We start from the raw sequence: 12818 nt of genomic DNA on the forward strand, positions 1-12818 counted from the left end.
GGAAAGGAACCCCATGTACTCCATCGGTTCGCTGACCGTCGCCCCCGGCGAGCGCGCCCAGGGCCTCATCCCGGTCGGCACCAGCACCTACGGCGTGGAGCTCGGCATCCCGCTCATCGTCGTCAACGGCGCGCAGGACGGCCCGGTCCTGTGTGTGGACGCGGGCGTCCACGGCGACGAGTACGACGGCCAGGAGGCCGTCCGGCGTGTGCTCGCCGAGATCGACCCGGCCACCCTGCGCGGCACCGTCGTCGGCATCCCCTGCATGAACACCCCCGCCTTCGAGGCGGCCGCCCGCGCCAGCGGCATCGACCACCTCAACCTCAACCGCATCTTCCCCGGCGACGCGGAGGGCTCCTACTCGCAGCGGCTGGCCGCCACCTTCGTCGAGCAGGTCGTGCCGGCCGTGGACGCCGTCGTCGACCTGCACACCGGCGGCGCCTACGGCGAGATCGCCCCGCTGGTCATCCTCCAGGGCGGCTACGAGGACCTGGCAACCGACCTGGCGCTGGCGGCCGGGCACGAGCTGGTCTGGAAGGGCGGCAAGTGGGGCGGCACGGTCCGCCACCCCGCTCTCGCGGCGGGCAAGCCCGCCATCACCATCGAGGTCGGCGGCGGCACCTACCGCGAGGCCAATGTCGAGACGCACATGAACTCGATCCGCAACGTACTGCGCAGCCTCGGCATGACCGACGGCGAGGCGGAGCTGCGGGACACCTACACCACCGTCTCCGGGACCTTCGCCCGCTCCGCCGCCGGCGGCTTCTTCGTCGCCCGCGCCGAGCCGGGGGAGAACTGCAAGGAAGGCGACCTGATCGCCACCATCACCGACCACTACGGCAACACGCTGGAAGAGGTCACTGCCCCGCAGGACGGCATCGTGCTCTGGGTCCGACGGATCCGCACCGTCCGCCCCGGCGACGAGGTCGTCATCTTCGGCGAGGTGCTGGGGGAGATCCGGCCATGACCGGCGAACCGCAGCTGACAGAAATGCTCATCGACGGCAAGCAGGTCCCCGCCGCCGACGGACGCTCCTTCACCGTCCTCGACCCGTCGAACGGCACGGCCGTCGCCCAGGTGGCCCTGGCCGGCGAGGCGGACGTGAACCAGGCGGTGGCCGCCGCCCGCGCGGCGCTCACCTCTCCCGAATGGGCCGCGATGCGCGCCGCCGACCGGGGCCGCATCCTCTACCGGATCGCCGAGGCCATCCGCTACCAGGGCGAACGGCTGGCCCGCCTGGAGAGTCAGGACGTCGGCAAGCCACTGCGCCAGGCAAAGGCCGACGTCGAAGCTGCCGCCCGGTACTTCGAGTTCTACGCGGGCGTCGCCGACAAGCTCGGCGGCACCACGATCCCCCTCGGGCCCGGCCTCATCGACTACACCGTCCGAGAGCCGATCGGTGTCTCCGGCCAGATCATCCCCTTCAACTACCCCCTGCAGAACACCGCGAGGGGCTCCGCCCCCGCGCTGGCGGCGGGCTGCACCGTGGTGCTCAAGCCCTCCCCGGAGGCGCCCCTCACCCCGCTGGAGATCGGCAGGATCGCCCTGGAGTGCGGCCTTCCGCCGGGCGTCCTGAACGTCGTCCCCGGTGACGGCGAGACCGGCGCGGCTCTCGCCGGGCACCCGGACATCAACCAGGTCACCTTCACCGGCTCGGTGCCCACCGGCATAAAGGTCGCCCAGGCCGCCGCCGCCAACGTGGTCCCCTCCGTCACGGAACTGGGCGGCAAGTCCCCGGTCGTCGTCTTCGCCGACGCCGACTTCGACCTGGCCCTCGGAGCTGTCGTCGCCTCGGCCTTCGGCAACGCCGGCCAGACCTGCTCGGCCGGCACCCGGCTGCTGCTCCAGCGCGGCGCCGAGGAGTTCCTCGACAAGCTCGTCGCCCACGCCGCCGCACTGCGCGTCGGCCCGGGTCTCACCGACCCGGACGTCGGCCCGCTGGTCGCTGCCCGGCAGCGCGACCGGGTGCTGGGCTACCTGGACCTGGCCCGGGAGGAGGGCGCCGTGGCACGGGCCGGAGGCCGCGCCCCGTCCGAACCGGCCCTGGCCGACGGCTACTACGTCGAACCGACCGTGCTCACGGGCCTGACCAACGACGCCCGGTGCGCCCGCGAGGAGATCTTCGGCCCCGTCATCACCGTCATCGAGTTCGACGACGCCGACGAGGCCCTGGACATCGCCAACGACAGCCCGTACGGCCTCGCGTCCTACGTCTGGACCCGTGACATCGACAAGGCGATGCGGCTCGCCGAGGGCATCCGGGCCGGCCAGGTCTACGTCAACGCCACCGGCGTCGGCACCGGCGTGGAACTGCCCTTCGGCGGCTACAAGCACAGCGGCTGGGGCCGGGAGAAGGGCCTCGCGGCACTCGACAGCTACACGCAGACCAAGAACGTCTGCATCGGCTTCGGGAGCCGGTCATGAGATACCGCGCGCTCGGTGAACGCGGCCCTGCCGTCTCCGTGGTGGGCGTCGGCGGCAACAACTTCGGCTCCCGACTCGACGAGGACGGAACGAAGGCCGTCGTCCACGCGGCTCTCGACGCGGGGATCACCCTCTTCGACACCGCCGACATGTACGGAGGGTTCGGGGAGAGCGGCACCGGGCGCGGTGACGGCGAACGGCTCCTCGGCGCCGCCCTCAAGGGGCGCCGCGACGAAGTCGTGCTGGCCACCAAGTTCGGCATGGAGATGAGCAGAGACGCGGACCTGTACGGGCCGCGCGGGGCACGTGCCTACCTCCGGTACGCCGTCGAGGCGTCGCTGCGGCGGCTCGGCACCGACCGCATCGATCTGTACCAGTACCACGAGCCGGACGGCGTCACTCCGCTGGAGGAGACGGTGGCCGCGCTCCGGGAACTGGTCGACGAGGGCAAGATCCGGTACATCGGCTGCTCCAACTTCCCGGCCGAGGTCCTCACGGACGCCTTCGTGTCGGTCCAGGCCCGATACCACCTGCTCGACCGCGCTGTGGAGAAGGACGTCGTCCCCGCCTGCGTCGGCCACGGCATCGGCCTCCTGCCGTACTACCCGCTGGCCAACGGCCTGCTCAGCGGAAAGTACCGGCGCGGAGAGGAGCTCCCGCCCGGTAGCCGGCTGTCCTGGCGGCAGGGCTGGCTCACCGACGCGGCCTTCGACAAGGCCGAGGCGCTCACCGCGTACGGCGCCGAACGAGGACTCACCCTCCTCCAGGTCGCCGTGGGGGCACTGGCCGCGCTCCCCGCCGTCGGCTCCGTCATCTGCGGCGCCATGACGCCCGAACAGGTCACCGCCAACGCGGCGGCGGCCGACTGGACCCCCGACCCGGCCGACCTGACCGCACTCGACGCGATCGTCACCCCCGGTGAACGCGTCGTCTGAAGCCCCCACCCCACCCCCTGGAAAATCCGGAAACCCGCGAGACTGAGGCGAACACCATGCGAGAGATCGTCACCTTCGACGCTTATGCGACCCTGATCAACTTCGAACTCGCCCCCACGACCCTGAAGGTCCTCGAAGACCGGCTGGACCTGGACAACCTGGACGTCGACGAGTTCCTCGACGACTTCCGCGTCATGCGGTTCCAGGCCGTCCTGGAGGCCTACCGTCCGTACCACGAGATCCTGCACTCCAGCCTCCGCAACGCCATGCGTCTGCACGGCCTGGCGTACCGCGACTCCGACGGGGACGCCCTCGTCGAGGCCGTCCCCACCTTCGGCCCCTTCCCGGAGGTTCCGGACGCGCTGCGCGCCCTGAAGACTAAGTACGAGATCGCCATCATCTCCAACACCGACGACAACCTGATCGCGCGCAACGTGGAGAACATCGGCGTCGAGTTCGACCATGTCATCACCGCCCAGCAGGCCGGCGCCTACAAGCCGGACCGCCAGACCTTCGAGTACGCCTTCAAGACCATGGGCGTCGAGCCGTCCCAGGTCATCCACACCGCCCAGGGCTGGGAGTACGACCACATCCCGACCCGCGACCTCGGTCTGAAGCGCCGGGTGTGGATCAACCGCTACGGCCGCCCCGGCAGCGCCGACTACCAGCCGTACGACGAGCTGCGGGACCTGTCGGGCCTGCCGAAACTGCTCGGCTGCTGACCGAAGCGCAACGGCGAAACAGACCGAGAACAAGAGGACGCACGCCATGAAGCAGATCCCCTACTGGCTGGACACAGCCCCCGCCTTCCCCGACCGTTCCGGAAAGGACCTGCCCGACGAGGCGGACGTGGTGGTGATCGGCGGCGGTCTCACCGGCCTGTCCACCGCCTATCACGCCGCCCGCAAGGGCGCCCGGGTCGTCCTGGTCGAGAAGGACAAGGTGGGCTCGGGCGCCTCCGGGCGCAACGGCAGCATGTGCACCCAGGGCATCACCATCAGCCCCGCCGACGCGCGCAAGCGCTACGGGCAGGAGCGGGCCCGTGAGCTGTACGACGCCTTCCGCGAGGCGGTCGACGTCGTCGAGCAACTCACCCACACCGAGAACATCGACTGCGACTTCAACCGCTCCGGGCGCCTCGGCGCGGTCTGCAAGCCCGGGCACTTCGAGGGCCTGCGGGCCAAACAGCGCGATCTGGCCGAGAACTTCGGCCACGAGACGGTCGTCCTGAGCAGGAGCGAACTGCGGGCCGAACTCGGCACGGACTACTACCACGGTGCCCTGCTCGACCCGCTCAGCGCGGGCCTGCACGTGGGCAAGTTCGTCGGCGGCCTGGCAGACGCCGCCGAGCGCGCCGGCGCCGAGATCCACGAGCGCAACGCCGCCACCGGCCTCACCCGCCTGTCCGGCGGAGGCTTTCTGGTGGAGACCATGAACGGCACCATCCGTGCCAAGCAGGTCATGGCGGCGACGGACGCCTACACCGACAAGTCGATGCCGTGGTTCCGCAAGCGGCTGATCAACGTCGGCAGCTTCATCATCGTCACCGAGCCGCTGGGGGAGGCACGCGCCAAGGAGCTCATCCCGAACGGCCGCCTGCTGGTCGCCCACAAGAACGTCGGCCACTACGTCCGCCTCACCCCGGACAACCGCCTCGCCTTCGGCGGCCGGGCCCGCTTCGCCCCCTCCAACCCGGCCTCCGACATCAAGAGCGGTGACATCCTCAAGCGGGAGATGACGGAGATCTTCCCGCAGTTGGCCGGGACGCGGATCGACTACGTGTGGGGCGGCATGGTCGGCTTCTCCTGGGACCGCATCCCGCACGCCGGTGAAGTCAACGGCCTGTACTACTCCATGGGTTACTGCGGCCACGGCGTCCAGATGGCCACGTACATGGGGCGGACGGTCGCCGAGATGATGGACGGCAAGCCCGAGGCCAACCCGCTGCGCGGATTCGGCTTCCCGAAAGTCCCCGTCCCCTTCTACAACGGCACGCCCTGGTTCCTGCCTTTCGGCGGCGCCTACTACAAGGCGAAGGACAGGCTGCTCTGAGCCGATTCCGACGGCGTTGAAGCCGCGGGGACCACCCAAGCAGCGGCCCTGGCCCGTCCCCGCGGCCTTCCGGCCGGCGCACCCCATACGCGTGCTCCAGCACCCGCCCCGACATCCCAGCCTTGATCCGCGCGTCTTCGGGCGCGTTGTCCCTCCAGCGCAGCACGATCCGCGACGGACCCTCGGCGCCTGCGCGGGCGCATATACGCAGGCGGGGTGCGGGACGGCGACGGTTCAGGCGCGGCGAAGGCGCGGCGAAGGCGCGGCGTACGGATCCGGAATGGCCGAGTGGCAGCGTCGCCGTCCTGGCGCCGCCGGACCGGCCGAGCTGTCCTCCCGACGCTGACGCCGACGACTGACGCAGGTCAGGCGGGCCTGCCGCTCGCGCTCGGCGTAGCCGGCAGGGCCCGCGGGTGCACGGGAAACAGCTGCCGTACGCCTTCCGCGCACAGATCGAGGGCGAGTTCGGAGAACAAGGCGTTGGCCCAGCCGAACCAGCGCCGGGTGAACCGGCCGGGGTCGTCGACATGGAAGCTCTCGTGCATCAGGCCGGTGCCGCCGGTCGTGGCGGCCAGTGTCTCCAGGGCCCGGGCCGCGGCGTTCTCGTCGCCGGTCAGGCCGGCGGTGGCGATCGCCAGCGGCCAGACGTGACCGTCCGGTGTATGCGTACTGCCGACACCGGACGCGTACCTGCCGCCGAAGAACGAAGGGTTCGCCTCGGAGAGCACCAGACGCCGGGTCGCTTGATAGAGAGGGTCCTCCGGTGCGCACCAGCCGCTCAGGGGGAGGCTCAGCAGACTGGGCAGGTTGGCGTCGTCGCCGAGCAGCACCGCGCCGAGGCCGTTCACCTCGTAGGCGAGTACGGATGCGCCGTCGGCCTCGACCACCGCGTGCGCCAGGATTCCGGCGTCGATCTCGGCGGCCAACCTCCGGGACTCGCGGGCGAGTTCCGTGTCGCGGAGAGCGGACGAGGCCAGTTCGGCCAGGCCGTGCAGGCTCGCCGACGCCAGGGCGTTGGCCGGGACGAGGTAGCCGTGCCGGCAGGGATCGTCACTCGGCCGGAAGCCCGACCACGTCATACCGTTTCGCCGGACGCCGGCTCCGCGGCCGCCCTGGGGAAGGCTGTCACCGGCGAAGGGGCCTGACGGCCGGACGAACCAGTAGGGCGAGTGCGTGTGGGACTGTTCCGCCCGCCACAGCCGTACGATCGTCCAGGCGGCGCGGTGAAAGGCGTCGTCGAGGTGGTCCTCGCGGCCCGTTGCCCGCCGGATCGCGTACGCCAACTGCAACGGAGCGCATAGGGAGTCGAGTTCGTACTTGCGCTCCCACACCCATGCCCCGGGCGTGGGCCGGTCGGCGGGCTCGCCGTGCGTACCGGTGGGTCCGTCGTTGAAGGCGTTGGCGTACGGGTCCAGCAGGACGCAGCGGATCTGTCGACGCGAGACGCCGACGAGGACGTCGCCGACCTCGGGATCCTTGGCCACGGCGAGGTAGGGGCGGACCTGGGCCGTGCTGTCCCGCAGCCACATCGCCGGAATGTCTCCGGTCCTGACGAAGACCTCCGGCACTCCCGGGGCATCAGACGGCGGGGTGCCCCAACTCATCGATGTGGTCCATGTGTTGGTCAGGCAACTCTCGACGATGTCCGCTGCCGGGCTGCCGCGCAGTTCGGTGGCCAGCCGGCTTCCGAGTGTCCTCAGCGACTCCGGAACCGCCCACACTGTTCCGGATGTTGGCCTGGGAAACGTTACCATCGCGCCTCTTGACTCCCTCTGGGGCGTGCGCCACCGTGTGATCAACAGGGAATGGAAACGTTACCTTGAAGGGGCTGGAGGCCACCAGACGGTCGGGTCCGCCCGGTCCGAGTGATCGCCGACTCCTCGGAGGAAGAAGGTGAGCGCGTGTGACAGCCGCTCCGCACCAAGAGGCGCGAACCACCGCACCACTCGTGGATCGGCCGCCAGGCCGGGGGAGCCCGGGGCGTTTCGGACGACCCTGGCGACGGCGACGCAAGCGGTCCTCGGACACCGTGGCCGCGTACGTGTTCCTGGCACCGGCGGTCATCGGCTTCACGGCGTTCGTCCTCTACCCGCTGTTCCGGTCCGCCTACTTCGCGCTGACCAGCTACAACGGCCTGTCGGACCCGAAGTTCATCGGCCTCGACAACTTCCGCAGGATGTTCACCACCGACCCGTCCTTCTGGCCGTCGGTGCGCGCCACGCTGCTGCTGGTCGTCCTGTACGTGCCGCTGTCGCTGGCCATCGGGCTGGCCCTGGCGGTGTTCTGCAACCAGCGGATGCGGGGTGTCAGCCTGCTGCGCACCCTGTGCTACCTGCCGGTCGTGCTGCCCGTGGTGGCCACGATCACGCTCTGGAAGTTTGTGTTCAACCCCCAAGTCGGCCTGGCCAACCAGGTGTTGGACTGGCTCCACCTGCCCACCAGTGAGTGGCTGTCGGGTGAGAACTCGGCGATGCCCTCGATCGTGATCGTCATGCTGTGGAGCGTCGGCGCCACGATGATCATCTTCCTCGCCGCGCTCCAGGCGGTCCCCACCGAACTGTACGAAGCGGCCAGGCTCGACGGCGCCGGCCCCCGCACGGTGTTCTTCCGGATCACCCTGCCGCTGATCAGCCCGATCATGATGCTGCAGGTGGTCCTGCAGATGGTGACGGCGCTTCAGGCGTTCAACCAGCCGAAGATCCTCTCGCCGGACGGCCTGGGCGGTCCCGGGTTCAGCACCAGGACCCTGATGCTGTCGATCTACGGCAACGGCTTCCCCAAACTCGGTCAGGTCTCCCAGTTCGGCTACGCCTCCGCCCAGGTGTGGGTGCTCTTCCTCGTCATCGTCGTCGTGATCGCCGCCACCGCCCGCTTCTCGTCGATTTGGACCTACAGTGACCACGTCTCCTGACGTCACGAGGGCGCCGACGAAGGCGCCGACAAGAGTCCCGCCGGCGAAGCCGCGCGGCAGGACCGTACGCACGGCGTCCTGGTACGCCGTCGCGCTGCTGATCAGCTCGGTGATGATCCTGCCCATCCTGTGGATGCTCACCGTCGCGCTGAAGGGCCCCTCGGCGGTCTTCGAGGTCCCGCCGAGACTGCTGCCCCACGAGTTCCACTTCAAGAACTTCATCGACGGGCCGAAGGTCATCCACTTCCCGCGCCTGCTGCTGAACTCCGTCGTCATCACCGGCCTGTCGGTGATCGGCGGCGTGATGACCTCGATGATGGCCGGCTACGCCCTGGCCCGGGTGCGCTTCCCCGGCCGGAAGGTGTGGTTCTACGTCTTCGTCGGCAGCATGCTGCTGCCCCCGGTGGTCGGCATCATCCCGCTGTTCCAGCTGTTCAAGGACATCGGTTGGTACGACACCTGGCTGCCGCTGATCGTCCCGGCCTTCCTGGGCGGCAATCCGCTCTTCATCTTCCTTGCCCGCCAGTACTTCCTGTCGATCCCTCATTCCATCGACGAGGCGGCGAAGGTCGACGGCGCGGGACACGTCCGGATCTTCGTCAGCGTCATGCTCCCGATCACCAAGCCTGCCTGGATAACGATGTCAATCCTGGCCTTCCAGATGTCCTGGAACGACTACCTGAACCCGCTCATCTATCTGTACTCGTCGGAGAAATGGCCGCTGAGCGTCGGCATGGCCTCCTTCGCCTCCCAGTTCGCCGGCCAGACCCCGGACTGGAACCTCTACATGGCCACCAACCTGCTCTACATGCTCCCGCCACTGGCCGTGTTCTTCGTCGCCCAGCGCTACTTCATCCAGGGCCTGAGCGCTCTGGGCACCGTCAACCAGCGCTGATCCACACCCCGACCCACCAACGAGCCGTGTACCAGCCAGGTATCAGGAGGCCATGATGAAACGATTGATCCGTCTCGCCGGAGCGTTGCTGACGGCGGGGGGACTGCTCGCGACGGCGGCCTGCGGCGGCTCGTCCGGGGAGCAGTCGGACGGCAAGGCGACGGTCACCCTCATGACCTGGGAGTCCGCCGCCACCAACAAGGCCATCGACAAGGCGCTGACCGGCTTCCACGACCCGAACATCACCGTCAAGCGCGTGGACACACCCAACGGCAACTACAGCGACAAGCTCGCTGCCCTGACCCAGGCCAAGAAACTGCCCGACCTGTTCTGGTGCGGCAACGACACCGAGCAGCAGTACACCAACCAGGGCCTGCTCACCGACTGGTCCTCCCGGCTCTCCGGCTCCAGCGACTTCGGCGCGAGCAGCTTCGTCTCGTCCACCATGAAGAACTGGAAGACCGCCGACGGCAAGATCGGCGGTGTCCCCTCGCTGCTGAACACGTACGGCATCTGGTACGACGTCGACGCCTTCAAGGCCGCCGGCATCAGCGTGCCCGCCGCCGGGTGGACCTGGGACCAGATGTTCGACGCCGCCGCCGAACTGCACGCGAAAGGCGCCAAGTACGGCCTGGTCGCCGACGCGTTGACCTCCACGGACGGCCCCTTCTCCCTCAGCACGTACGCGCTGTCCGCGGGCGGCGCGCCGTTCGCCGACTCCGTCCACCAGCCCACCAGGACGACCATCGACGCGACATACACCGAAGGCGTCCGCAAGGTCGTGGCAGGGATCAAGAGCGGGGCCATCGCACCTCCCGGCTACGACATCAGCAACCAGCAGGCGCTGTTCGCCGCCGGACAGATCCCGATGCTGTGGAGCGGCCAGTGGCTGGCCGCCGGCTTCCTCACCGACAAGCCGAAGATCAAGTACGGGTTCGCGCCCCTTCCCCAGGTGACCGAGCCGGCCACCCTGTACGACGCCGTGGGCATCTGCACCCCGTCGTACACCCAGAACGCGGACGCCACCTTCAAGGTCCTCAAGTACCTCGACTCCACCGTGTGGACCAAGGTGCTGCCCGACTCCCCGGTCGCGGCCCCGGCCTACCTCTCGGCCCAGAACGCCTACTTCGGCGCCCTCGACAAGTCCGGCCAGACGACCGTCGCGTCCACCGTCAAGGCGGGACTGAACACAAAGACCACCATCGGCGTGCGCTTCACCACCCAGTGGGCCAGCCAGTCGAACGACCTGATCACCGCCTACTGGCCGGACATCCTCAACGGCAAGAAGCCGCTCTCCGACCTCCAGACGATGACCGACAAGATCAACGATGTGATCAAGAACAACGGTTAGCGACGCGGACCGAGCGGCGGGCCGGGGCCCGAAACGTATCCTGAGGGCGGTCCCGGCCCCCGGTACGCGATGGAAGGTTGGTCTTCAACTCACGTGAGCAGTCGTCCTCCGCACCAGCAGAACGCCCGGCCCACGATGCGCGATGTCGCGGAGCGGGCCGGAGTCGCCGTCGTCACCGTCTCCCGCGTCGTCAACGGCATCGGAACGGTTCGCGAGGAGACGGCCGAGCGGGTGAACGCGGCTATCAGCGCGATCGGTTACCAGCGCAACGAGATCGCGCGCTCGCTGCGTCCCGGACAGAACTCGATGACCGTCGGGCTGCTGCTCGGCGACCTCACCAACCCGTTCTACGCGTCCCTCGCCAAGGCCGCCGTCGAGGTCGCCAGCCAGGCCGGTTACGCGGTCCTCCTCAGCACGGCCGACGAGGACCCCGAGGTCGAACGCCGTGCCGTGGGCGAGCTGATCGGGCGCCGTGTCGCCGGGCTCATCATCGTCCCCGACCAGGGCGACCACGCGTTCCTCAACGAGATCAACGGCCACGACCACGTGCCCATCGTCTTCGTCGACCGGCCGGCCACGGGCGCCGAGGCCGACGTCGTGCTCGTCGACAACGAGGACGGCGGACACAAGGCCACCCAGCACCTCATCGACCAGGGCCACCGCCGGATCGCGATCCTCGTCGCCCCCTCCTACTACAGCACCGGCCGACGGCTGCGCGGCTACCGCAAGGCCCTCCGCCGCAGCGGCATCAGCCCCGACAACGACCTGGTCGTCGCCCTGAGCCGCGGCACCGCCGAGGAGGCCGAGTCCGCCACCCACACCCTGCTCACCTCCGACCGTCCACCCACCGCGGTCTTCTCCACCACGGGCTTCCTCACCGAGGGCGTCCTGCGCGCTTGCCGGCAGCTCCAGACCACCGTCGCGCTCGTCGGCTTCGACGATTTCAAACTGGCCGACATGCTCCCCACCCCGGTCACCGTGGTCACCTCCGACACCGAGGAACTCGGCCGCCATGCCGCCCACCTTCTGCTGGACCGCATCAACGGCGACGACGCCCCCTCCCGCCGTGTCGTCCTCCCGGTCCAGCTGATCGCGCGCGGCACGGGAGAGATCGGGCACCAGTAGTCAGTAGAGCGTCCGCCACTTGGCGCGGGGCCACGCGAGCACGGCGTAGATCTGCGCGAACGCGGCCTGCTGGATAGCTTCCGTACCGCCGGCCGCATTGAAGTGCACGAGGCCGGTGGCGGGGTCGCGCATCGTGGACCACACCTGGTCGGCGTAGTCCGCCATCGCTTGGTGGTACTTGTCCTTCCTGGTCGCCGACTCCAGGAGCAGCAGGTTCTTGAAGAAGATCGAGTTGAAGAACACGGGCTGCGCGAACAGCCGCCCCTGCGTGACGTAGTAGTCGTACGCGGCCTCGGCGATCCGCTCGGCCCGGCGCAGATAGGCGCGGTCGCGGGTGACCTCGTAGAGGAGAACGTTGACGCCGACCGGCACGCCCTGGTTGTAGGACCAGAAGGTCTTCTCGATGGTGCCCTCGAGGTCGAGGTGGTCCCAGTACAGGCCGCCGGGGCTCTGCAGATGCGTGTTCGTCCAGTCGTAGAAGCGTCTCGCCCAGTGCAGATAGTCGGCCTTGCCGGTGATCTGGTGCAGGCGCAGGGCGAGTTGGGCACCCGGCATGTTCGAGACGGTGTTGCGGTCGTGGCTCCAGTCGGCCTGGGCCCAGAAGACTCCGCCGGGTGCGGCGTGGCTCGTATCGGTGTCCCAGCCGGACTTGACCAGGGCGAAGATCTCCTTCGCGCGGGCCAGCGCGGCGGCGTCCCCGGTCTGCAGATGACGCTGGACCTTCGCCAGGCCGACCCATTCGTTGTCGTCGTAGAACATGTCGCCGCCCGAGCCGTACGGGGCGACGGGGTAGGAGTCGTATCCGGGAAGCCCGGTCGTGCCTCCGCCGGCGTTCCAGAAGTGCTCCTGCGATCTTGACCGTCGGGCCAGCTCCGCCTCGTACGTCGCGTCCGCGGCCGTGAGATCGAGCGCGGCGATGTGCACCTGCGAGAAGGGCCATTCGTACGAGTACGGCCTGTCGTCGGCAGCCGCCGGATACTGCTCGCGGACCAGCCCGGAACCGTCATTCGTGCCGAAGTGTCTCTCGATCGCGGAGTACGCGGCGATGGCGCGCGACAGCGCCCGGGCCGGGCCCGGGCGCTCCGCCGCGGCCGCCGGTGCGGTGGCCATCGCTGTCATCGCGGC

11 protein-coding genes are annotated in these 12818 nt (G+C 69.2%); 9 read left to right on the forward strand and 2 right to left on the reverse strand.

The genetic code is table 11. From position 1 onward, the window contains the following. Positions 1–13: 13 nt before the first annotated feature. The 5 genes from OG718_RS49465 to OG718_RS49485 are packed head-to-tail and all read left to right on the forward strand — an operon-like array spanning position 14 to position 5411. Complete coding sequence (locus OG718_RS49465) at positions 14–967, forward strand: succinylglutamate desuccinylase/aspartoacylase family protein (protein ID WP_143642238.1); 954 nt, start codon at positions 14–16, stop codon at positions 965–967. Continuing rightward, positions 964–2424 (forward strand): aldehyde dehydrogenase family protein, encoded by a 1461-nt coding sequence (locus OG718_RS49470; RefSeq protein WP_328847303.1) that lies wholly within the window; start codon positions 964–966, stop codon positions 2422–2424. The genes OG718_RS49465 and OG718_RS49470 overlap by 4 nt, the downstream gene beginning before the upstream one ends. Then, a complete protein-coding gene (locus OG718_RS49475) occupies positions 2421–3359 on the forward strand; it encodes an aldo/keto reductase (RefSeq protein ID WP_328847304.1) in 939 nt (312 codons plus the stop codon). Before OG718_RS49470 ends, OG718_RS49475 begins: the two co-directional genes overlap by 4 nt. 56 nt (positions 3360–3415) lie before the next feature. After that, positions 3416–4081 (forward strand): haloacid dehalogenase type II, encoded by a 666-nt coding sequence (locus tag OG718_RS49480; RefSeq protein WP_328847305.1) that lies wholly within the window; start codon positions 3416–3418, stop codon positions 4079–4081. A 46-nt stretch (positions 4082–4127) separates the two neighbouring features. Continuing rightward, positions 4128–5411 (forward strand): NAD(P)/FAD-dependent oxidoreductase, encoded by a 1284-nt coding sequence (locus OG718_RS49485; RefSeq protein WP_328847306.1) that lies wholly within the window; start codon positions 4128–4130, stop codon positions 5409–5411. A gap of 365 nt (positions 5412–5776) precedes the next feature. Here the strand turns inward: OG718_RS49485 and OG718_RS49490 are convergent, their stop codons facing one another. Beyond that, on the reverse strand, positions 5777–7132 hold the full coding sequence (locus OG718_RS49490) for a glycoside hydrolase family 125 protein (RefSeq protein WP_328847307.1): 1356 nt from the start codon (positions 7130–7132) through the stop codon (positions 5777–5779). 308 nt (positions 7133–7440) lie between these two features. Here OG718_RS49490 and OG718_RS49495 point away from each other — a divergent pair, with 308 nt between their 5' ends. From OG718_RS49495 to OG718_RS49510, 4 genes are all read left to right on the forward strand, one after another. Further along, positions 7441–8322, forward strand: a complete 882-nt coding sequence (locus tag OG718_RS49495) for a carbohydrate ABC transporter permease (protein ID WP_328847308.1) — start codon at positions 7441–7443, stop codon at positions 8320–8322. Next, positions 8306–9217: a carbohydrate ABC transporter permease gene (locus OG718_RS49500; RefSeq protein WP_328847309.1), complete on the forward strand. Its 912-nt coding sequence runs from the start codon at positions 8306–8308 to the stop codon at positions 9215–9217. Before OG718_RS49495 ends, OG718_RS49500 begins: the two co-directional genes overlap by 17 nt. A gap of 55 nt (positions 9218–9272) precedes the next feature. Continuing rightward, on the forward strand, positions 9273–10568 hold the full coding sequence (locus tag OG718_RS49505; RefSeq protein WP_143642352.1) for an ABC transporter substrate-binding protein: 1296 nt from the start codon (positions 9273–9275) through the stop codon (positions 10566–10568). A gap of 93 nt (positions 10569–10661) precedes the next feature. After that, positions 10662–11693, forward strand: a complete 1032-nt coding sequence (locus tag OG718_RS49510) for a LacI family DNA-binding transcriptional regulator (protein WP_328847310.1) — start codon at positions 10662–10664, stop codon at positions 11691–11693. Here the strand turns inward: OG718_RS49510 and OG718_RS49515 are convergent, their stop codons facing one another. After that, on the reverse strand, positions 11694–12803 hold the full coding sequence (locus OG718_RS49515) for a glycoside hydrolase family 76 protein (protein WP_328847311.1): 1110 nt from the start codon (positions 12801–12803) through the stop codon (positions 11694–11696). It lies immediately after the preceding gene. Positions 12804–12818 lie beyond the last annotated feature (15 nt).

The organism is Streptomyces sp. NBC_00258 (assembly GCF_036182465.1).
Lineage (GTDB): Bacteria > Actinomycetota > Actinomycetes > Streptomycetales > Streptomycetaceae > Streptomyces.